Source organism: Gluconobacter cadivus (assembly GCF_015244745.1).
Classification (GTDB): domain Bacteria; phylum Pseudomonadota; class Alphaproteobacteria; order Acetobacterales; family Acetobacteraceae; genus Gluconobacter; species Gluconobacter cadivus.
Map to the genome: position 1 here is coordinate 47971 of NZ_JABCQI010000011.1, position 21344 is coordinate 69314.

A 21344-nucleotide genomic window follows, 5' to 3' on the forward strand; every position below is an offset into this window, starting at 1 on the left:
TTTACTCCGCAGCAAGGGAGCGCGCCTCCCGCGAGACGTCAAAACGGACCACCTGTCCACTCCCGCCAGACGGCTGAATCCGGCTCAGGTCACGTGAGACCAGCCGCATGACAAGGGACGTCAGGTCTGCGACCTGCGCCCGGCAGGCAGCGGACTGCCGGGCCAGATGATTGTAGATGACGACAGCCGGAATGGCCGCAACCAGACCCAGCGCTGTCGCCAGAAGGGCTTCGGCGATGCCTGGAGCGACGACGGCGAGACTGGTGGCCTTGCTGGCGGCGATGCCTGTAAACGAGGTCATGATACCCCAGACGGTGCCGAAGAGCCCGACGAACGGTGCCGTAGCTCCAATGGTCGCCAGAAGCCCGGTTCCGCGCATGAGATGCCGGCCTTCAGCCGCTTCCAGCCGTTCGAGATGCAGGACGATCCGTTCTTTCAGGCCATCGCGATCATCAAGGATATCGTGTGAACGCCGACGTTCGGTTTCAGCCGCAAGAACCAAGACATGAGCGATGGATCTGTTGTCCCGTGTCCATTCCTCTCCCAGATCCAGCGTGTCCGCTTCAGCCAGAGCATTTTCGGCCTTCCGCAGCCTTTGGCGCATACGGAAAAATTCAACCGTTTTGGCGATGAAAACGGTCCATGTCAGCAGGCTGGCAAACGCCAGCAGACCCATCACGCACCGCACGACAGGACCAGCGTTGAGAAACATGTCCCAAGGGGAAAAGGACATCGAAGTGAGATCGGTCACAGGGGACCTCCTTTTGAAGACGGTCTGCTCCAGGCACGCCTCAGGCAGACAGTTATGACGGCCAGAGGCATGGACAGGCTGATCCATGAAACGGCGAGCCAGACGCCGTGCTGGCCCAGCAGCGCCGACATAAGGCCGGACAGCGTGAGAGCTCCAAGCAATGTCGGCCATGTCCAGATGGCAGTTGAGGACATGGAGGAGGGAAGGGCTTTAGCCTTCATCGCGCCGCATCTCCTGCATCGTGAGAAACGACGAGACCCGTTCTGTCGTCGAATTCGTAGCCAAGAGTTCGCAGGCGCGTATCTGCGCTGACCCTGCGTTTTGCAGCCCACAGAACAAGACCGCTGATCAGAACGCCGATCACCACGAGATCAAGAAGCGCCCAGAGAATGCGCAGCGGCATCCCGCCATAGTCGCCGAAATGCAGAGGACGGGAAATTTCCAGAAAGCGGAGATACCAAGGCATAGGGTATGCGCCGGTCAGTTCCCCGGTTCGGGCGTCAACCAGCACCGGCGTGAAGAGACGTGCGCGTAGTGGCGTAGCCCCATGTGTCCAAAGAACGTAGTGAACCGGGCTGCCGAAGGAAGAGCCCGGAAAAGACAGTTCAGTGACCACATTCCCCGGAGCTGCTTTCGCCGCAGTTTCAAAAGCGGCCTGTACGGAAGAGAGATGGTTCTGAGCAGGGACTGCAAGATTGGCATAGGGTTTGAGAATCTGTCGGACATCCGTCACGCGCCACAGGCCGAACAGGGGTGTCTGAAGTTCGTTGATCAGTCCCGTAAATCCGACAACGCTTGCCCAGACAAGTGTCGCTACTCCCAGCAGATTGTGCAGATCCAGCCAGGTGAGGCGCCGCGCACGATCCCGTCGGACGGTCCCGAACGGCAGGCGCTTCATGAATCGGCCATACAGAATGGTCCCTGACACAAGCGACGCAACGAAGATGCCGCCCATCAGTCCCAGAAACAGGCGTCCCGGCAGATAGGCGAACAGGCTGACATGCAACCGGCTGCACGTCCCCATAATGACGCCAGTCCAGGTCCGGGGTGGCGGTGGGGCATCTGCAGGTCGTGACTGCTTTAGGACTCTGGTGGTTCGGGCATCGAATTTGATCCAGTGACCGGAATTCCGGTCCGGGTATTTTTCGTCGTCTTTCAAGGCCTGCCAGCTTGGCGCCATGGACACCAGAACGGCGGGTTCATCATCATCGGGAGCGATGTCCGTGACAATCTGGCCCGGGAACAGGCTGTGTGCCTTTGCCACGATCGTATCCAGACTGGCATTGGACGTTCCGGGAGGGAGTGTTTCGTAAGGAGGATCGTCGTCTCCGACAAAAATGTCCCAGATCTGTTCGGAAAACAGAAGCGGCAGCCCGGTCATACAAACGATCAGAAGGAACAGGGTACAGATCAGACTTGTCCATTTATGCACCAGAAACCAGCGGCGAAGGGTCCGGGTAGTCATGACCGGCTGACCGTATCAAGAACTCTGATGCATACCATACAATGATACTCATTCGCATCTTCATTCCGTGAAAAGAGCCACCTCTGCGTCATCTGAACCTTCTCGCCTTATCCGATAGGGGGTCTGCAATTTCGAGCCCGACCGGGCTGTGATGTTCCCCTGTTCCTTCAGACGTTCGGGCAAGGCATTTTTTCACAACTCAGCATAAAAAATAACGTGGACGTGATATCGCGCTTCCCCAGACAGTCGTGAATGCGGACGGGAGAGGCGCTGTAGCCAGACATCTTGCGAAATGAAGATCTGTGTGTCATCAGAATTGCAAGTCGTTCTCAACTGCCGTCTGTCGGTCTGGCATCGGGAAGCTGTCTCTTGAAGTCTGAATCACTGCCTGTGGATCTGTATGAAACCCATCGCGCGGGGCTGCTGGCGTATGCCAGACGTCTCTCAGGAGACGGCGTGCTGGCTGAAGATATCGTCCATGATGCGTGGCTGCTCTTTTCGCGGCAGCCGAGTGGCAGTGTGTTGTCTCCGGTCAGCTATCTGCGGACCATTATTCGTAATCTTTTGCTGGGCCGTCTGCGTCGTGCCGGGATTGAACGTGTCAGTACGGCTGATTTTGACATGACTGTTGCCGGTATTGTTGACAATACGGTGTCTCCAGAAGAGACCGTGGCCACGCGGGAAATCGTCGTCAGGATCATGGACGCCATCGATGCGATGCCGGACCGTCAGGCTCAGGCGATCCGCATGTATCATTTTGAGGGTATGAAACTGCGCGAGGTTGCCAAGGTTCTGGGAGTTTCCGTCCCTCTGGTGCATGCTCTGATTGCTGAAGGTATGGCAATCTGTAATAAAATCCGCAGGGAAGGGCAGTAAGCCGCGGTGCGCACTACGCTTTTCATGAAAAAGATGCGGTCTTGCGTATCATTCCGGTATGACTTCTCAGTGCATGCGTTTTTGTCTCCGTCATGCCTGTGTAGGGCTGCGCCTGAGAAACTGTTGTGCGATGGGACCAGAATGGCTCATGGATAACTCTCACAACGCTGATAAGGCAGCATCTGGCTGGTATATTGCACTGCGCGAAGACAGTGATGATCCGGAACTGAGAAGTGCTTTTGAGGCGTGGCTGGCACAGGACCCGCAACATCGCCAGTCCTGGCAGGATATAAACGCTACAGCACGGGTCATGAAATCCGTTCCTGTCATGCAACGACGGAAAAGGCAGCGCGGTGTCCGGTATGGTGGCTATGTTGCTGCAATGGGCATGCTTGCCGCAGCCTGTCTGGCGACCGTTCTGCTCGTGCCTGATCTGATGCTTCGGCTTCGGGCAGACTATTACGCGCCGCCCGGCATGACGCGCGACATCCGCTTGGCAGACGGCAGCAGGATCGTCCTCGCTCCGCGCACAGCGCTTACGGTGCATGTCACGCCTCGGGCACGCCAGATCGAACTGCTGCGGGGCGAGGCCTATTTCATTGTTAGACATGATGAAACCCGACCGTTTTCGGTCAATGCAGGTCCTGTTACAACGACGGATATTGGAACGGAATTTGATGCGAGGACGGACGGGTCAAAGACGGAAATAGTTGTGAAAGAAGGGGAAGTTCATGTTTCAGCGCGAAGCGGGCTTCCTTTTGAAAAGGATCTTCGTGTCGGAAACTGGGCTGAGATAAGCCGAGCGCGCGCTGCAACGGGTAACCAGAGTCCAGATACGATCGCGCTGTGGCGCACAGGGACGCTTGTTGCCCGGGACAATACCATAGGTGAGATGGTCGCAGCCCTTCAGCCCTGGATGCATGCACGCATTATGGTGATGCATGGAAGTCTGATGGAAAAGCGCGTGACAGGATCATACGATCTCCATCATCCAGAGGAATCGCTTGCGCTCATCGTGAGGCCTTACGGTGGAGAGATAGCCTCTTTTTCTCCGTGGCTTGCAGTCGTGACGGGGCATTAAGTCCGATGGGATTTTTATATCGAAAAAAATAATATTTACTTAAATCAATACCTTATAAGAAAATAGTTTCTGATGGATGTTTTTTTTCGAAAAACGGAAGACGTCAAACATCTCACTGTCATAGGCAAAAGATGCAAATGACTTGCATTATCAAAAAGCCGCAGAGACAGGAAATGCTGCGTCCATGTGTCCATCAGGATTTTTAAAGACCCCTCTTGTTGCATCGGTTCTTATACTTGGTGGCACAACTGCCCTGAGTGCGGCTGTGTGCGGAACGGCTCTGGCGCAGATTGAAGCAGGGCAATCAAAATCACGTTTCGATATTTCAGCAGGCTCCCTGTCAGATGCGCTGGTTGCTTTCAGTGCGCAATCCCATCTTCAGATCACGTCACAGGCCCCCGCGCTGTCAGGGCATCGCACAAACGGTCTGCATGGCAGTTTTACGCCGGATGAAGCGCTGGGACATCTCCTGTTGGGAAGTGGTCTGTCCTGGCGGCCAGCAGGATCTTCCGCCGTACAGATCATTCCTGCGACCCGGTCGGCTTCGATCACACTGGGCCCCGTCCGGGTTGGAGGGACTGCTGCCCGGATGTCCAATCCTCAGGCAGCTTATGGTCCGGGCGAGGGATTTTTTGTAAGTCACTCGACTGCGGCCACTAAAACCGATACGCCCATCGTCGACATTCCTCAGTCCGTTTACGTGATTGGACGACAACAGATGGATGATCTTCAGCCACTCAATGTGGCCGAAGTTCTGCGTTATATGCCCGGAATTACGGACCCGATGGGAGGGAGCGGAATACCGTCGATCAATTCGCACGATATTTATCAGCGCGGATTTCAAAGTGATACATTCGTGGACGGTTTGATGACGGGCGTGTCGCCTTCTACCGTGGAGCCGTTCATGCTTGACCGGGTGGAAGCCATGAGCGGTCCCGCGTCAGTGATGTACGGACAGGCGGCGCCGGGCGGGATCATCAATGAAGACCTCAAGCGACCAACCGAACAGGCACAGCATCAGTTCAATGTGGGTTTCGGTAGTTATGGACGCTATGAAGGCCAGTTTGATACCAGCGGCCCACTGACAAAAGACGGCCAACTCCTTTACCGTATCGTCGCCGTCGGAAATACACAGGGCGATCAGGTTCAGTACGTGAAATATCAGAGAGTGGTCGTTCAGCCAGCTTTGACCTGGAATATCGATGAAAATACGAAACTCACACTGATTGGGCAGTATAATTATACACCTTCACTGAGATATGCCGCCGGCGGACCGGCAATCGGGTCTCTCTTTCCCCAGAAATATGGACGATACAGCCCAACGATTGATACTGGCGATCCGGGGTTCGACAGGTCTTATGACAAGAGCCATCTGTTCGAATATATTTTCTCGCATAAGTTCAACCGTCATTTGCAGTTCAGCCAGAATTTTCGGTACGAGTATGACGACAGTTACTTCGCCCAACTCTTCAGTAATGGACTGGTTGCTGGTACGTCCGACATGAAGCGTTATGCGCTCGTTGATCACTTTAAAGGATGGGCCGCTTTACTCGATTCACATCTTCAGGGTGATTATGATACGGGTCGGGTTCACCATACTCTTCTGGTTGGCGTGGACTACAGGGATCAGCCCGACTCAGGAACGTACGCATTCGATTTTTCCACCGTTCCAACACTAAACCTGCTGAGTCCGAAATATTATCAATATAACTACAGCGATTTTATAAAACAGACCGGCAACAAATGGGATACCGAGAACGACTCCCTATCCCAGACAGGTGTCTATTTTCAGGACCAGATGAAATGGAAAGGCCTCAATGTCATGATTGGTGGCCGTCAGGACTGGGACGATTATTATAGTACGTTCAAGAAGGCTTTTACGTGGCATGTCGGTGTTTCGTACAAGACAGATTTCGGGCTTTCTCCCTATTTCTCTTATGCAACTTCATTCTTCCCACAAACATCCAACGTCTATGGAAAGGGAATTGCTGATCCCCTTGAAGGCAAGCAGTGGGAGGTAGGTTTGAAATATCAGCCAACCAACACGAAAATGCTGTTCACTGCGGCTGCGTATGATCTGCGGGAAAACAATGTTCTGGAAAGTGATCCAGATCATCAGAACTTTTCTCTTGAAATCGGACAGGTCCGGGCGAGGGGCGTTGAACTTTCAGCAAACGTCAATATTACACAAGGGCTGAATCTGAACGCTAATTATACATATATGTCTATATATAACAGCCGTACGACACTGACTTCGACGGACATCAACGGAAAAACGGTTTCGCTGCAGGGTAAGGCTCCCACCGAACTTCCCCGGAATACCGTTAATCTCTTTGTCGATTATAAATTTCAGAAAAATTCCCTGAACGGCATTTTCGATGGCTTATCGTTGAATGCGGGCATGAGATATGTCGGCTTTTCCATGGGGGACGAAGCCAATTCCTTTCATGTTCCCGCCTACACGGTGTTTGATGGGGGCGTGAGTTACGATTTTGGGACGTTAAGCAGGCGTCTCAAAGGACTTAATATGCGGGCAAGTCTCGTCAATGGTTTCAACAAACAATATGTAGTGGAATGTTCGTCGAGCAAATCCTGTTCATGGGGGCAGCTTCGCCGGGTAACGGGGCAGATCGGATATCGTTGGTAACTCTGTAGCGTTTGAAAGCCCACCACCCAGAGAGGCAGTGGGCAATGTTTCAAGGCCAGCAGGGGCTACGGCAATGGATTACCAACGATATCCTATGAGCCCGAAAATTCGGCGCTGTTCACCGTACTGGCAGGTATCTAAACCACCGCATGATGTATAGGTTTTGTTTGTGGAATTTGTCATACTCAGCCGGACATGTAACCCTTTTAACGATGGGAATGTCTGAGCGAAATTATAATTCAGACCGCTATCGAACAAGACATAGGCTGGATTGCGGAAGGAGTTGGCTTCGTCGCCCCACGCAGAACCAATATAGCGCACACCGAAATTTATCGACAGCCCCGGTGCAAGAGATGTCGGAAAGCGATAGTCGATGAAGACTGATGCAGTATGTTTCGGTTGATAAACAAGCGTCCTGTGGAGCAGTGATACTGTCTCACCCCCGATCGTATCAGCTGTCAGGTCTGTTTTTGAGTTGACTGGTCGCGAATAACTATAGCTGGCTGTCAGATCCAGCCCTTCTGCCAGATTGGCATTTGCAGAAAGCTCGACACCGCGTGAACGAACCTGTCCGATTTCAAGATCGTAATTCGGAAAATCAGGATCGCTGACCAGAACATTATTTTCTTTTACGTCATAATAAGCCGCAGTGAAAAATGTCTGTATATGAGGGATCTGGTATTTCAGCCCAGCTTCCCATTGATGCCCGTTAAGCGGATCGGCCTGCCTGAGAACCTGATGGTTATAGATAGATCCTGTCTGCGGCATGAAGGATGTCGAATAGTTGAAATATGGTGCCAGGCCGATACTTGAAACATAGTTAATGCCAGCATTCCATGTGAATGGGCGATTAAATATATGTCTTGCTCCATAAGAATTCCAGTCCTGCCGCCCAGCCAGCGTGAGGTAGAATTTGCGCCATTTGATCTGGTCCTGAAAATATATGGCATATTGGGAATACTGATAATGATAATGTGTGAATTTTCCCTGTGTTGCTGAAATATAGTCGCTCATTGTGTATTGATTGTATTTCGGGTCCGTGATGCTGATGGATGGAACATTCCCGAAGGAAAATTTACTTCTCCCGTCTTCAGCCTGTGTCCGGTAGTCCACACCGACAAGCAGGTTGTGCCTTACCTGGCCCGTGGAAATTTTGTAGCTCAGGTTGCTGGTCATCTGGACGGAGCGTCCATTATTATTGTTGTTACAGGTTGCATAGCGACTGATCGTTTTATTTGCGAGATCAACAGTATCCAGCTGAAGATTGCAGTGACTGTCTGCCTGACCATCGTACCGGACAGTACTGTTGAATTGCATATTTTGGGAAAAATCGTGATGTAGGAGAACTTCTCCCAGATATTCTCTGTCCCAATTGCGATCAAAAGATGGGTCGCCATAATATCGGTTAACAGGAATATGCCCTAGAGGACTGCTGAGGGCACTTCCATAAGCAGGAACATAAGCACCAGAAATGGTCTGAGGAGAATAAGCGAACTGTCCAATCAGAGTGATGCTGGTTCTGTCATCGATTTTCCATTCCAGGTCACCCTGAATGGCAACGCGCTTGTAGTGCTGGTAATCGACCTGCGAGCCCTGTGTATTGCCGAGGGCGACAACTCGGTAGAGGACGTTGCGTTTTTTGTTAAGCGGGCCACCGAAATCGAGTTGTCCTTCATAGCGGCCATAATTGCCGAACCCGACATTAACCTCATGGCGGGCCGTGGTCGTCGGGCGTTTCAGGGTCATATTGATAAGACCCCCGGGTGTGGACTGGCCATACATGACTGAAGACGGTCCGCTCAGGGCTTCGATCCGATCGAGGAAAAACGGATCTGTAACGGAAGTACCGTTCAGGAGGCCATCTACGAAGGTATAGGATTCAAATCCGCGCTGATGCACGGGCTGGAATGTATCGCTTGAAGGGGAACTTGAGAGAACGTTCCCCGGAGAGGTAACGACGCCAGGTGTGTAGCGCAGGGCTTCGGCAATACTCTGTGGCTGAAGATCATCCATCTGTTTTCTGGTGACGACATAGATCGATTTTGGAGTTTCGATCATGGCAGTGTCGGTTCGGGTCGCTGATGCGCTTCGGGTTGCGACCAGCCCAACGCCCGGTCCATATGCTGACTGGGGATCAGAATTCCTGGAGACACGGCCGCCAACCCTGACAGGTCCGAGTCTGATAGCGGAAACAGCAGAAGCCTTCTGGATGACGATGGTGTCTTGCTGTGCGCGCCGGTAATTTAATCCATTTGCAGAGAGAAGCTGCTGCAGGGCAGCAGATGCGTCCTTTGCCCCTATAACGGGCTGTGACGTTTTTCCGGAAGTCAGAGCTGGATCGTATGTGATCTGAAGCCCCGCTTTTTTACCCAGAACTTCCAGAGCCTTATCCAGAGGCATCGCCGGGATCGTGTATGACTGAGACTGGGAAAGCTGAAGCGGGGCGGCGAGTGCTCCGGTGGATACCCCCAGTGTTCCAGTCACGCCCGCAAATATCAGGATAGATCGGATGGAGAGGGATGAAGATTTTTCGAAACTCCGTTCAGTGAGCGGATTTTCACAGGGCTTCGTCGGTTTCAAGAGTGTGGCGTCCTTGTTAAGAATGCATCGCATTTACAATAAGGACGGATGGCGGTAAGAATTTTTAAGAGGGCGGCCGGAATTAATTCAGCAAATCATGTGCCGAAGCGGGCACGACAATCATAAAGTGGGTTCCGAGCCTGTGTACGGTTCCCCCTGCTGGCATCAGAACAGCGCGCAGGGCGGCGGGGATATCGTGGAGATTATAAAGCCCTCCAATCCGATGCAGTTTTCGTTCTGGGAATGGTGTAAGAATGAAGCCTGGATAATAGCGTCTCAGGGTGGCGATCACATGATCGCTGGTATCATTTTCAACAACCAGTGTTCCGTCCCGCCATGCCCCGATACAATCAGGATCGACTGTTGTACGGGAGATTCTGCCGCTTTGCAGATCAAGCGCCAGTTCATCTCCCGGACCCAGTCGTGTCTCTGGAAGGCTTGGCTTCATTTGCCAGGAAACTCCAACACGTCCGTCCTGAACGTCAACCCGAATTTGTGTAGAATCCATTCGGATATCAAAGCGCGTACCGATGTCGCGGGCCTGCAGGATGCCGGCCTTTACCTGAAAAGGGCGACGAGGATCATGTCGGACATCGAATAAGGCTTCTCCGGCAAGGAGTGTGACATTCCGTCGTTCAGCGCTGTAATGAACGGCAATTGCAGTGTGGCCTCCCAGTGTGACGACGCTGCCATCGGATAGAACGATCCGGCTGTTCTGGCCGACCGCTGTCTTATGATCTGCCATGGCCGCGGTCTGGATTGCAGGGAACCCAAGCCAGAGTCCTGCGCAGGCCGCAGCGGCAAGGGCGATGGGCAGGCTTTTGGCCAGCATTCTGCTGCGGTGGATTTTTTTGAGCGGTTTCCGGCTTTCTGCTGGCAGGGAAACGTGAGCAAAAGCTGGCGTGGTCTGTCCAGTCAGGCTCCAGGTGTGGAGTGTTTCGCGCCAGGCTTGGGCGTGAAGGGGAGAGGCCGCATGCCAGGCGGCAAAATCCTGTTTCAGGATGTCATTATCTGGATCGTCCGTCAGAACAATCGCCCAGAGGTTGGCTTCTGATCTGATCTGCTCAGAAAGAGGGATATCCGGAATCTGTTTCATGGTTCGTCGGCTCTCCTCTTCGCTCGAATGGAGGTTATCGAGCACGGGGAGCGCATATTGATGTCAGTCATTCAGGTGCGGGGATCGGCAGAATCAAGAACATTCTGGCATGCAAGAAGAGCATCGTTGATAAGTTGGGAGGCACGTACAACGGAAATATCGAGTGCTATCGCGATTTCCCTCAGTTTGAGGCCTTCAAATCGCTTCATCTCAAAAGCGCGCCGTGTGCGCGCGGGCAGGGCAGCCAGAGCCTGTTCCACAGCATCCAGTTCTTCTCGTCCTGAAGTATGGAGTTCTGGTGTCAGAGGATCGGCAAGGAGGATTTCCAGCCCCTGATCCGCAATGTCGGAAGTTTTGCGGATATTGCGTTGGCGCATGGTATCGATGGCAAGACGGCGAACAACCTGAAGGAAGTAAGCCAAGGGATGTCGGATCTCCAGCTCCGGTCGGTGGGTCAGCGCAATTTTGACAAAAGCGTCGTGAACAAGATCTTCGGCCTGCGCCCTGCATCCAACAATGGACGCAGCAAGATCTACGGACCGGTGCCTGTAACTGAGATAGGCATCTAGGACGCACTTGCTTTCATCTGCCGGCACGACACGGTCTTTCCTGTCCGATCGGCACAAGGCTGCTGATTCGGGTTTTATAGATAATGATAATTATTATCATTCAAAACAGTAAAAGAAAACCCCGTTCTGTTTATAGTGCATAGGTCCTGTTGCTGTGTCGGGTAACTGCTCTGACTGTTGCCGAGCATCGTAAAATATAAGTGATTTTCAACGTTTTCATGATTTTTGCGGTCGGAAAAGAAAAACGGCGATACTTCCCAGGAAGACGGCATAATAAACAGAAGTTACGGCGTTTCCGGTCATGATATCGGGTTTGACGAGCCCCAACAGAAGGATGATGGCAGTTCCGCTGATGCAGCCTGCGGTCCAGCCGGGAGTCAGTCGAGCCAGAATGGCGGTGGGGAGGCTGTCCCGGGAGAGGCCTGCTGCCTTTTCACGGCGGCGGCGGGCGTCGATCCAGAGCCGGTTGCCGGTATAGAACATGCCGGCTCCTGCAAGACCCAGAACGACATAACCCCATCGGATCGCGTTGCCGCCGAAACTGCCGAAATGCAGTGCGAAGAAAACCGTCAGGATGGCAAAGCCGGTTTTCTGATGACCGGGGAGGTAATCCGCGGACAGGATTTTGCCGCTGCGGGGATCGACCGTGGCGAAGCCTGCCGTGGGACCGCGCATGCTGTAGCGGCTGTCCTGCCCGCTGACACGCAGCATCATGCCGCCATGGCCCTGACTATAGGCCAGTGTGGTGGGGACGAAGCCCGGGGCCTGTGTTCCGAGAGACGTCACGAGTGCGGTCGGGGTGAGGAGCGGTGCGTCGGGGTGTTGGTCCGCCGTGATGGGATGAGGCCTTGTATGCGTCGGAAGATGCTGGGAGGCATGGGATGTGCCGAAAACGCGGCTTTGCACTGCGAAAATGGGGTCATGGAATGCGAAGACCACCGAGGTCAGGGCCATGACGATGTGAAAGGGCAGCGAAAAGAAGCCCAGCAGATTGTGCAGGTCCAGCCAGAGTTTGCGCGGCCCCTCGCGGAAGCGGAAGGCGAACAGGTTGCGGGCCAGTGTGGGCAGGAACAGCAGCATGCCTGAGATCAGGGCTATGCCATAGAGCAGCGCGATGATGCCCATGAACGGTCGGCTGATTGCATGGGGCAGGGGGATGCCCAGTTCCTGATGCAGCATGTCGATGAAATGCGCGACCGGGGTGATGGCCTGCTGACGGACGACCAGCGCGCCGTCTGGGGCCAGCGTTGCGACGAACATCGGCCCTGCGTCGTGGCCGTGGGGCGGGTGTACAGGCCATGCCACGCGGCCAGGAATGCTGCGGTCCGGGGCTAGCAGGATTGTGTAGGTCTGCCGCGCCTGCGGATAGGCGCTAAAGATTTTTTCGAGCAGGTCTGGTGTCCGGGACAAGGGCAGCGGGGGCGGCATGTCGAGTTGAGGTGAGGTCAGGTTCTGGAGGGGCTGTTCGAACATGCTGATCGCACCGGCGAAGAACGCCACGAACAGAAGCAGCCCGACACAGATCCCGACCCAGCTATGGACTTCGCGGTAGACGCGCAGGATATCGGAACGGATTTTCATCAGGATAATGCTCTCAGGAGCAGAAAGAGACCCCAGAGGACAACGCAGCCCCCGCCCAGCACTGCCCAGGCCCGGCGACCTGTGGGGAACAGGAAGCAGGTTCCCAGCACCAGAACCCACAGAATGGCTGTCAGCCACATCAGGGCTTGAGCGGAGAGGCTTCTGGGGTCACCATTTGTGCCAATGAGGCGTCCGAGGACGGCCATGATGGCGAATGTCATGCCACCGCCCGCGAGGATGGCGGCGGAGACTTTCGCGACCCAGTGCCGGTTGTCGAGAGTTTGCGGCAGGCGCGTCATGGTCGGGACCTGCCAGCGAGGAGAGATGCGCCCAGTGGCAGCAGGCACCAGACGATCATGAGCAGGGTCATGCCCATCAGGCAGGCGGTGCAGAAACTCGTTGTGGTTGTCAGGATGATTGTTCCGGCAAGCACAGACCCGACCCCGAGCAGAATCGAAACATTGCCTTGCAGGGGGCGGTTCAGGAGTTTCTGGTTGGCGGAACATGCATAGAGCAGTGCTCCGCCCCCTGCGATGAACAGGGTTGCGAGAGCGTAGGACAGGGCCGGACTCACCAGCGGTATTCCAGTCGGGCGGTGAGGTTTCTGCCCTGCCCGTAATAACAAGCGGCTACCGCCGTACAGGTTGCGACGAAGCGCTTGTTGGCGACGTTGCGCATGTTGAGCGAGAGCATCAGGCCCTTATAGGCGGGATGGGCATCGCCGACATCGTAGCGCAGAAAGGTGTCGAACAGCGTGTAGTCCGGGATGGCCAGTTTGTTGGCCGTGTCGCCGTAGCTTGTGCCGGTGTAGCGCACGCCGCCGCCGACCCCCAGACCGCGGAGGGCGCCGTAGCGGATGCGCTGGTCGATGAAGAGCGAGGCCATCCATTTCGGGGCCTGCGGCAGATAGTTGCCGACCTGTCCCGGTGTGTTGGACTGCCGGATGCGGGCGTCGCTGCGCGTTCCGGTGAAGATCACGGCCATGTCCCATGGAAGGGTGGCGCGTCCTTCGAGTTCGAGGCCGCGGACGCGACCTTTGCCTGTCTGGATCAGGCAGGTCGCGGTACCGCAGGTTTCGCCGTCGGGGTCGGGGGTCGTCATGTTCTTCTGGGTGATCTGGTAACCGCCGAACGTGACATAGATGCTCTTGCCGTACTGGTAGCGGATGCCGGCTTCGTACTGGTCGCCAGTGGTCGGCTTGAAGGGCAGGCCGTTCTTGGCCGTGGACGGATCAGAGACGGTCGGCTGGAAGGACTGGGCATAGCTGAAATAGGGTGCCAGTCCGTTATCGAACAGATAGACGCCGCCCGCGCGCCAGGTGAAGGCCTGCGATGGCGTGATGTATCGCTTGCGGGTCAGGATATTATAGGTGTTGTCATTGGCCCAGTCCTGACGGCCGCCGATTGTAACGCGCAGGCGCTCGAACTTGAGCTGGTCCTGAAAATAGATTCCGTTCTGGCGGCTGACCGTGGACGTATAGACCTGCGGCGACAGGTTGTTTTCGTAACCTGCGCTGCCACGGCTGACAGGATCGAAAATGTTAAGAAGCGGCTTGACCAGTGTCGCGCTGACGAGGTCGCGGTCATGGTTCCAGTCCGTGAAGAAATAGTCTGTCCCTGCGAGGAGGAGGTGACGTACGGGGCCGGTGCGGACATGGCCTTCGATCTGTGTGTCCATGGCGACGCCCTGTGACCGTCCCCGGCCTTCCACGGCACGGCGGTTGACCGTTTCTCCTGCCACACATCCCGCAACAGTACTGGCGCATTTCGCAAGCGTGTCACCCGAGAGGACCGTGGAGCGGTAGAGTGTGTCGAGATAGGTATAGCGGACGTTGTTCCGCACCGTCAGGAAACGGTTGAAGCGATGTTCCAGAAACGATCCGAAAAGCGCCTGATTTCGGTCGAATGTGTTCCAGTCGGGTTCGCCGATATTGGCGTCATTGGCGATGTAACGGCCTTTGGAGGCGTAAAGCGTGCCAGTTGCGGGCAGGAACTGGAACGTCGAACCGCCGACATCGCGCTGGTATTGCGCCAGCAGTGTCCATGTCGAATGGGGAGCAAATTTCCATGTCAGGCTGGGGGAGACGTAATAGCGGCCCGCCGTGACGTCATTGACCTGTGTGCCACCATATTTCGCCAGAGCGACCATCCGGCCCGTGAGGCTACCGTTATGGGTCAGTTTTCCCGACACATCGCCGGAAGCCTGTCCCTGCCAGTTTTCCAGATCGGTGTATCCGCTGCTCTGGACGAAGAACTCTCCTTCGCTTTTTTCCGTCGGACGTTTCGTGACCAGATTGACCACGCCGCCGGGCGCCGTCTGGCCGTATAACGCTCCGGATGGGCCTTTCAGGACGTCGATCTGCTGGAGGGCGAACGGATCGAACGATGTGCGCGTCCACTGGCCACCGGCGGGCAGGCGCAGACCGTCCACGAAATTGTTGTTCGATGAAAAACCGCCCGCCCCAAATCCACGCACGGACACTTCGTCAACCCGGTTGTCGATGCCCTGTGGTTCGGCCTGCACACCTACGGTGTAGGCGAGGGCATCGGCGATGGTGGGGGAGGAGCGCAGTTCGATTTCATCGCGGCTGACGATCGAGATCGTCTGGGGAGATTCGATGATGGGTGTGCGGGTTTTGGTCGAGGCTCCGGCCTGCGACAGGCCCGTTGCGGTAACGGTGATGATTTCGGCAGGCCAACCTGTCGCTTTCGGCTTCGCAGGCCTGGCGGTCTGGCCAGACGTAGTTTTCCCGGTGCGTTTGTCCTGCGAGTCAGAGGGGGTTGCGGATGCGATCTGTGCGCTCAGGGCGAGGCAGGACGCCGTACCACAGATAAGCCGGGAGAAACTCATGGAGCGCCTTCATTAAAACTAAATTTACCCCTTTCTATTTCGATAATGAGAATCATTGTCAACTGGATGACGTGGATGGATAGGAAAAATACTTATTGTTGCCAGAGGCGACACATACCCGATTAAAGTCCGCAGAAGGCAGGTGCCGCACGTGCAATAACGGAAAAAATGGCTGGATAAATTGACCCGGGAGCGTCGAAGACCGGCTTGTAGCAGTTAGGCTGCCATAGGGAATGTGACCCATGGCGGCATAGAACTGCTGCACGGTTTTAGCCTACGCTATGTCTCTCAGTACCACCGCGTGTGCTCAGATATAGGATTATTTTTCCATCAGATGATGGGCGATGCCACTGAGGGTCCTTCGCCTTGCCTCCTGAGAATATAACGGCGCACCGATCAGGAGTTCATCAGGCCTGTACCGCTCTGTGAAAGCGGAAATGTTTTTTGTGACGTCTTCTGCGGTTCCTACGAAAGTATAACGTAGTGTGCTGTCAAGGAGACGCTGTTCCTGACTATTCCAGGACACTGACCGAGGTGCAGGAAAAGTCGACGGACGTCCCTGACGTAAAGCAACGAAATGCTGCTGTAGAGATGTTGCCGCCTGCTGCGCTTCGGTCTGTGTTTCTCCGATCACTGCGTTGATGCTCAGCATGGCATAAGGTGACTGCAGTCGCTCCGAAGGCTCAAACCGCTCACGGTAAAGCGCCAGAGCCTCTTCCATCAGATCAGGAGCGAAATGGCTGGCAAATGCGAATGGCAGCCCCATGATGGCGGCCAGATGAGCGGAGAACAGGGACGATCCCAGCAGCCAGACCGGTATAGTCAGCCCCGCGCCCGGAACGGCAAAGACTGCCTGACCCTGTTCCGGCTTTTCAAAGTAACGTAGAAGTTCGAATACGTCCTGTGGGAAGCGGTCAGCAGAGGCCGGATCACGACGCAGCGCGCGCATTGTGGCCTGATCGGAACCGGGCGCCCGTCCCAGCCCGAGATCGATCCGGCCCGGATAAAGGCTTTCCAGCGTGCCGAACGCCTCGGCAACAGCAAGCGGCGCATGGTTTGGCAGCATGATCCCGCCTGCACCCACCCGGATGGTTTTCGTAGCGCCTGCGACATAGCCGATTACTACCGCAGTCGCAGCGGAGGCAATGCCCGCCATTGAGTGATGTTCAGCCAGCCAGAAACGCTTGAAGCCCAGACTTTCCGCATGCTGCGCAAGATCCGCACTCCGATGAAGCGCCTCGGTCGCCGAACTGCCTTCGGTGATGAACGCGAGATCGAGAATTGAAAGTGGAATCATGTGCAACGCCCTGTCAGCAGTTTGCCCATACAGGTGGGGTGAACTGTGGGATGTGCCAAGCAGAAAGGGCCAACCTTCTAAAACTCGGGGGACGCCCTGCTCCGACCTCAGAAAAGATGGCTACCGATACATCCCCGCGATCCTGGACCTCCATACAACGTGATCTCCCCCAAGAAGTCAGAGCAGAGAAAACACATAAAATACCTCTCACAAAACATTTTATATGTGATATTCGAGCTAAATATAACGAAATCTATAGATGGAATGATAGCCTCACGCCGAGGCGCCAGTTTTATCTTTAGCGGTCAACAAATTCTACGAGGCAATCCGTGGCCAAGTCCGATCCCGTCGTCCAGCTTCCGGATGGCTTTTACCTGAACCGCACACCATTGCTCGCATTCGGGCTGCTCTGCTGTCTGTTTTCATTATGGGGCTGCGCAATGAGCCTCAATGATGTGTTGATCGGGCAGTTCCGCAAAGCCTTCATGCTGTCGGATTTTCAGTCCGCGCTCGTACAGTTCTCGTTCTATATCAGCTATTTCGTGCTGGGCATTCCAGCCGGTATGATCATCAAACGCTTCAGCTACAAATGGTCGATCCAGCTGGGCTTGCTGCTTTATCTCATCGGCTGCTGCCTGTTCTTTCCCGCTGCCCATTTCGCGACGTATCAGATTTTCTTCGTAGCGCTGTTCGTCGTGGCGGCAGGGCTGGTCTTTATTGAAACTGCGGCCGATACCTATTGCACCCTGCTCGGCCCTCCGGGGCGCGGTACCCATCGCCTGAACTTTGCCAGTGCTTTCCAGCCAATCGGCGCCATTCTGGGATCCAGCATGGGAGCTTACCTGATTTTCAGGGATGGCGATCTTTCGCGTGAACAGCTCTCCGCCATGCCAGCGGCTCAGGCGTGGCAGCATCAACTCGGCATGATCCACGCCACTCTCGAGCCATATGTTTATATTCTCGGAGTGCTGCTGGTCGTCATGATCGGCATTGGCATCACGCATTATCCGGCCTGCAAGGGGCGGGATCAGCACAAGAAGCACGCCCTTGATACGACCGGCGCCCTCAAGCGCCTGTTCGCCAACAAACGCTTCGTCCTCGGTATTCTGACGCAGTTCCTGTATGTCGGCGCACAGGTGGGCGTCTGGAGCTTCATGATTCGTCTCTCCATGAGGCTGGGACACATCAACGAACGACAGGCCTCCGTATATCTGATCCTGTCATTCTGTGCGTTTTTTGCTGGCAAGCTGGTCGCCAACTTCTTCATGCGACATGCACGGCCTGCAAGAGTTCTGCTCGTCTATAGCTTGCTCTGCATTCTCGCACTGGGGTACGCGGTGATGGTGCACGACTTTACGGCTGTCTATGCGGCCATCCTCGTCAGCGGACTGCTTGGCCCCTGCTGGCCTACCATTTACGGCCTTACCGTTGATGAACTTGGTCATGACCGTGCTTACGGCGGATCCATTCTGGTAATGAGCATCAGCGGCGGCGGTATCCTTCCGCTTCTGCAAGGCTATATCTCAGACGCTACCGGCGGGAACATGCAGCTTGCATATATCGTTCCGATGGGATGCTTTATTGTGATCGCGATGTTCGCAGCATACTGCATGAAAAAAACAGATGAAACGGCTGCCAATGCCGTATTCGATGCCACGCTTTAATGACGTCATATGCCGGAAAAACTTCCATACGGCGTTCGAACACGAAGCCATATCGCTTCGTGTTTGTGGCACCTTTGGTTCGTCTCTCTGGTTAAGTCCTGTCTAAGTTCTCCTGTGTAAATCCAGATCTTCTATTCAAGGCGCAAAGCGATAATTGAAGAGAGGCAGGATCCGTTCGCGTGTCGAGCATGCCTTCGCCAAACAGAAGGTGTAGATGGAACTGTTCGTCCGGACCGTCGGCATTCCCCGGCCTCTATGAGGATCGACTTAGCCACCTCTCTACAGCATACGCTGATTTTTGTGGTGCTGCCTTGCTTACGCACAGCGATACCTGTCAGCACTGGACACCCCCATCCGTATTTTGGTTGCCATTTGTTCTTTTTTGTTAACAGACACAAATCGGATGGAAGAAAAGGGCAGATTTGGCTGCCTTTGGTCAATAACGGTCACTAATGGCGAAGGGTATTTCTGGCAGGAGAGTGTCTGTCATATCTTCTCGCCATATTATTGAAAATAGAAGATATAAAGCTTTTTAGAAATTAAAATTCCCGGATTGATACCCGGCCTTATTTCTCTCTGCTATCCCGCGCCACCCGATCCTAGCAAGTGGGATGCCACTAAGCAGGGAAATGAAAATGGGGGGCGATCAGATTCGGTCGAAAAGGGCAGGGGCGCTTATCCTCTTGCAAACAATAGACTTCCCAAAATCGTTCTCACAAAACCATTGACGCGCTCTCGTTTGTTCTCTTTATGTTCTATTATGGAGGCCAGAAAGATGAACTACCAAGGCGACCGCACGATCGGCTTCGCATCCCTCGCAGGTGACAATATCGAAGGCACGATCGGCCTGATGTCAGCCGCCTACTGCTGAAATGGGGAGAGATCTGCGAGGCCATGGCACACTATGCGAATAGGGCCGCAGAGAAGCTGAGAGAGGACGGCCTGGAAGCGGTGCATCTCTCCGTTCTGATGCAGACCAATCCGCATAATGGCGATCCCTGGTACGCCAAGCACGCGGCCGTCACGATCGAGCCGACGTCTGATGCCCGAGATCTGATCCGGCACGCCACAGCACTCGGTCGTGCCATCTGGCTTCCGGGCTATCGGTATTTCAAGGCTGGGGTAATTCTGTCTGATCTCCGCCCTGCCGGCAGTCAGGGTCAGATGTTTGCATTCCCGGATCCGGTCCAGTCCGCCACGGTCATGGCCGCACTGGACGCGGTGAATGCCCGCTTTGGAAGCGGGACACTCCGGCCGGGATCAACGGGACTGAAGCGGACATGGTCGCCGCGACAGTCCCTGTTGTCAGCCCGCTACACGACCAGGCTGGAGGAGATCGTGAGGGCGAGGAGTTGGTAACTTCCGCTTACGCCTACATCTCGGTCATAAGCAGAGCCGTTCAAGCTTCCGGAAAGCGGACGGTCTGCATTAGTCCTCGTTATCCGCCGATGTCCTCCTCCAGACTTCTGATTGCTGCATGTGCAGCTGATCAGGAGAAACTATCATGGAAAAGAAAACGCGTTTTCCATCGCCTACGCTGAAGGCGTCCGTGCCTTGGAATGCAGGAAAAATGGTTGGCGCCAAGAGGGCGCTCAAAGAAAAGCACGTTTGGGCTATTCGGTTCTGGCTGGGGAGCGAGCATCGTATCAGAGACAAGGCTTTGTTTGATCTTGCTCTCGACAGTAAGCTCCGAGGCTGCGATCTTGTCAGCCTTCGTATCGGCGACATCGTGACCAGTGGTCAGGTGCGCCACCGAGCCATGGTCGTCCAGCAGAAAACCCGGCGACCTGTGCAATTCGAAATTACAGAAACAACGCGGGAAAGCGTGCGGACGTGGCTGGAGCACCGCGGTGGTGGCCTGAATGATTATGTTTTTCCAAGTCGCCTCAGCGCCAAAGCTCACCTGAGCACAAGGCAATACGCCCGGCTTCTGGATCAATGGGTTCAGGCGGTGGGACTGATCCCCGGGGAATATGGAACTCATTCGCTCCGCCGGACTAAGGTTGCCATGATTTACAAACGAACCGGTAATATCCGAGCCGTGCAGATCCTGCTGGGTCATTCAAAACTGGATAGTACGGTTCGATACCTTGGGGTGGACGTTGAGGACGCTCTGGCACTGTCGGAAGCCACGGATCTCTGAAATCGAATGTGTCTCGGGAATTCTCTACCTCCTCCTTCTGTGTACATGATATGATGACACATAGGGAGGAGACCATGAGCGAGCATCTTTCAGATAACGCGCCAGCCCCACAGAAAATCGGGGTTCGGGAGTTCCGGGGAAACCTGACTGCTTATCTGCGGCAGGTCAGGCAGGGCAGTACGATCCTCGTGACGTCTCACGATCAGGTCGTTGCTGAACTGCGGCCACCAACTCCGTCCTATCGCCCCCGTCGTCAGCCGGGAGCTCTTCGTGGGCGGATCAGAATGAGCGAAGATTTTGATCAGACACCTCTCGAGATTCTTGAAAGTATGGAACGCGACCTGTGAAGGTTCTGCTCGATACGCATGCGTTGCTTTGGTGGCTTTCGGACTCCGAACGGCTGGGTGAGAATGCACGAGAGATCATTGCAGATCCGGCCCACGATCTTCTGGTAAGTATCGTGTCACTCTGGGAGATTGCGATCAAAATCCGTATCGGAAAGCTGGATGCGGATATGGATGATATTCTGGCAGCCATCCCTGTGGAAGGCTTCTCTCTGCTGTCAATACAGCCTGAACACCTGCAAATCCTGATATCTTTGCCTCTGCATCATCGTGATCCGTTTGACCATCTCCTGATGGCGCAGGCGCAAGCTGAACACGCCACGTTCCTTTCGGAAGACGGGCAAATGGATCACTACCCCATCAAGAGAATACGCTGTTCATGAATGTAGAAACCGCAAGA

General features: G+C 54.8%; 19 protein-coding genes. 8 read left to right on the forward strand and 11 right to left on the reverse strand.

Annotated elements, in window-relative coordinates; all coding sequences use genetic code 11:
• Position 1 precedes the first annotated feature (1 nt).
• The 3 genes from exbB to HKD28_RS14165 are packed head-to-tail and all read right to left on the reverse strand — an operon-like array spanning position 2 to position 2216.
• Positions 2-751, reverse strand: a complete 750-nt coding sequence (gene exbB / locus HKD28_RS14155; RefSeq protein ID WP_328750686.1) for a tonB-system energizer ExbB — start codon at positions 749-751, stop codon at positions 2-4.
• Positions 748-972, reverse strand: a complete 225-nt coding sequence (locus tag HKD28_RS14160; protein ID WP_194268876.1) for a hypothetical protein — start codon at positions 970-972, stop codon at positions 748-750. Before HKD28_RS14160 ends, exbB begins: the two co-directional genes overlap by 4 nt.
• Positions 969-2216, reverse strand: coding sequence for a PepSY-associated TM helix domain-containing protein (locus HKD28_RS14165; protein WP_194268877.1), 1248 nt, complete (start codon positions 2214-2216; stop codon positions 969-971). Before HKD28_RS14165 ends, HKD28_RS14160 begins: the two co-directional genes overlap by 4 nt.
• 369 nt (positions 2217-2585) lie before the next feature.
• Between HKD28_RS14165 and HKD28_RS14170 the strand changes: the two genes are divergently transcribed.
• The 3 genes from HKD28_RS14170 to HKD28_RS14180 all read left to right on the forward strand — a co-directional run bounded on the left by HKD28_RS14170 (position 2586) and on the right by HKD28_RS14180 (position 6820).
• On the forward strand, positions 2586-3092 hold the full coding sequence (locus tag HKD28_RS14170) for an RNA polymerase sigma factor (protein WP_228125648.1): 507 nt from the start codon (positions 2586-2588) through the stop codon (positions 3090-3092).
• Between the two features lie 148 nt (positions 3093-3240).
• Entirely contained in the window at positions 3241-4173 is a 933-nt protein-coding gene (locus HKD28_RS14175) for a FecR family protein (protein WP_194268878.1), read from the forward strand.
• Between the two features lie 142 nt (positions 4174-4315).
• Entirely contained in the window at positions 4316-6820 is a 2505-nt protein-coding gene (locus tag HKD28_RS14180; RefSeq protein WP_194268879.1) for a TonB-dependent siderophore receptor, read from the forward strand.
• A gap of 78 nt (positions 6821-6898) precedes the next feature.
• Here the strand turns inward: HKD28_RS14180 and HKD28_RS14185 are convergent, their stop codons facing one another.
• The 8 genes from HKD28_RS14185 to HKD28_RS14220 all read right to left on the reverse strand — a co-directional run bounded on the left by HKD28_RS14185 (position 6899) and on the right by HKD28_RS14220 (position 16793).
• Positions 6899-9400, reverse strand: a complete 2502-nt coding sequence (locus tag HKD28_RS14185; protein ID WP_235993513.1) for a TonB-dependent siderophore receptor — start codon at positions 9398-9400, stop codon at positions 6899-6901.
• A gap of 82 nt (positions 9401-9482) precedes the next feature.
• Complete coding sequence (locus HKD28_RS14190) at positions 9483-10496, reverse strand: FecR family protein (protein ID WP_194268881.1); 1014 nt, start codon at positions 10494-10496, stop codon at positions 9483-9485.
• Between the two features lie 71 nt (positions 10497-10567).
• Complete coding sequence (locus HKD28_RS14195; RefSeq protein WP_194263341.1) at positions 10568-11092, reverse strand: sigma-70 family RNA polymerase sigma factor; 525 nt, start codon at positions 11090-11092, stop codon at positions 10568-10570.
• A 189-nt stretch (positions 11093-11281) separates the two neighbouring features.
• Positions 11282-12646 carry a PepSY-associated TM helix domain-containing protein gene (locus tag HKD28_RS14200; protein ID WP_194268882.1) on the reverse strand — a complete coding sequence of 455 codons (1365 nt, stop codon included), beginning with the start codon at positions 12644-12646 and terminating at the stop codon, positions 11282-11284.
• Positions 12646-12993 carry a hypothetical protein gene (locus HKD28_RS14205; RefSeq protein ID WP_328750692.1) on the reverse strand — a complete coding sequence of 116 codons (348 nt, stop codon included), beginning with the start codon at positions 12991-12993 and terminating at the stop codon, positions 12646-12648. The genes HKD28_RS14200 and HKD28_RS14205 overlap by 1 nt, the downstream gene beginning before the upstream one ends.
• Positions 12942-13220: a hypothetical protein gene (locus tag HKD28_RS14210; protein WP_194268883.1), complete on the reverse strand. Its 279-nt coding sequence runs from the start codon at positions 13218-13220 to the stop codon at positions 12942-12944. The genes HKD28_RS14205 and HKD28_RS14210 overlap by 52 nt, the downstream gene beginning before the upstream one ends.
• Positions 13217-15496, reverse strand: coding sequence for a TonB-dependent siderophore receptor (locus HKD28_RS14215; protein WP_194268884.1), 2280 nt, complete (start codon positions 15494-15496; stop codon positions 13217-13219). Before HKD28_RS14215 ends, HKD28_RS14210 begins: the two co-directional genes overlap by 4 nt.
• Before the next feature lie 319 nt (positions 15497-15815).
• Entirely contained in the window at positions 15816-16793 is a 978-nt protein-coding gene (locus HKD28_RS14220) for an LLM class flavin-dependent oxidoreductase (protein WP_194268885.1), read from the reverse strand.
• A gap of 329 nt (positions 16794-17122) precedes the next feature.
• Here HKD28_RS14220 and fucP point away from each other — a divergent pair, with 329 nt between their 5' ends.
• The 5 genes from fucP to HKD28_RS14250 all read left to right on the forward strand — a co-directional run bounded on the left by fucP (position 17123) and on the right by HKD28_RS14250 (position 21327).
• Positions 17123-18457, forward strand: a complete 1335-nt coding sequence (gene fucP / locus HKD28_RS14225) for an L-fucose:H+ symporter permease (RefSeq protein WP_194268886.1) — start codon at positions 17123-17125, stop codon at positions 18455-18457.
• An 882-nt stretch (positions 18458-19339) separates the two neighbouring features.
• Positions 19340-19816, forward strand: coding sequence for a DUF4113 domain-containing protein (locus tag HKD28_RS14235; RefSeq protein WP_328750714.1), 477 nt, complete (start codon positions 19340-19342; stop codon positions 19814-19816).
• 145 nt (positions 19817-19961) lie between these two features.
• Complete coding sequence (locus HKD28_RS14240) at positions 19962-20600, forward strand: tyrosine-type recombinase/integrase (RefSeq protein WP_194268887.1); 639 nt, start codon at positions 19962-19964, stop codon at positions 20598-20600.
• 50 nt (positions 20601-20650) lie between these two features.
• Positions 20651-20947, forward strand: coding sequence for a type II toxin-antitoxin system Phd/YefM family antitoxin (locus HKD28_RS14245; RefSeq protein WP_194263414.1), 297 nt, complete (start codon positions 20651-20653; stop codon positions 20945-20947).
• Positions 20944-21327 carry a type II toxin-antitoxin system VapC family toxin gene (locus tag HKD28_RS14250; protein WP_194263415.1) on the forward strand — a complete coding sequence of 128 codons (384 nt, stop codon included), beginning with the start codon at positions 20944-20946 and terminating at the stop codon, positions 21325-21327. The genes HKD28_RS14245 and HKD28_RS14250 overlap by 4 nt, the downstream gene beginning before the upstream one ends.
• The last annotated feature ends 17 nt before the right edge of the window (positions 21328-21344 follow it).

What these genes read in the sequence shown, in the direction of transcription:
- HKD28_RS14220 (WP_194268885.1), bottom strand. Translation starts at nt 16,793, where the DNA reads ATGATTCCACTTTCAATTCTCGATCTCGCGTTCATCACCGAAGGCAGT.
- HKD28_RS14240 (WP_194268887.1), top strand. Translation starts at nt 19,962, where the DNA reads ATGGAAAAGAAAACGCGTTTTCCATCGCCTACGCTGAAGGCGTCCGTG.
- HKD28_RS14190 (WP_194268881.1), bottom strand. Translation starts at nt 10,496, where the DNA reads ATGAAACAGATTCCGGATATCCCTCTTTCTGAGCAGATCAGATCAGAA.
- HKD28_RS14175 (WP_194268878.1), top strand. Translation starts at nt 3,241, where the DNA reads ATGGATAACTCTCACAACGCTGATAAGGCAGCATCTGGCTGGTATATT.
- HKD28_RS14160 (WP_194268876.1), bottom strand. Translation starts at nt 972, where the DNA reads ATGAAGGCTAAAGCCCTTCCCTCCTCCATGTCCTCAACTGCCATCTGG.
- HKD28_RS14200 (WP_194268882.1), bottom strand. Translation starts at nt 12,646, where the DNA reads ATGAAAATCCGTTCCGATATCCTGCGCGTCTACCGCGAAGTCCATAGC.
- HKD28_RS14245 (WP_194263414.1), top strand. Translation starts at nt 20,651, where the DNA reads ATGATGACACATAGGGAGGAGACCATGAGCGAGCATCTTTCAGATAAC.
- HKD28_RS14215 (WP_194268884.1), bottom strand. Translation starts at nt 15,496, where the DNA reads ATGAGTTTCTCCCGGCTTATCTGTGGTACGGCGTCCTGCCTCGCCCTG.
- HKD28_RS14165 (WP_194268877.1), bottom strand. Translation starts at nt 2,216, where the DNA reads ATGACTACCCGGACCCTTCGCCGCTGGTTTCTGGTGCATAAATGGACA.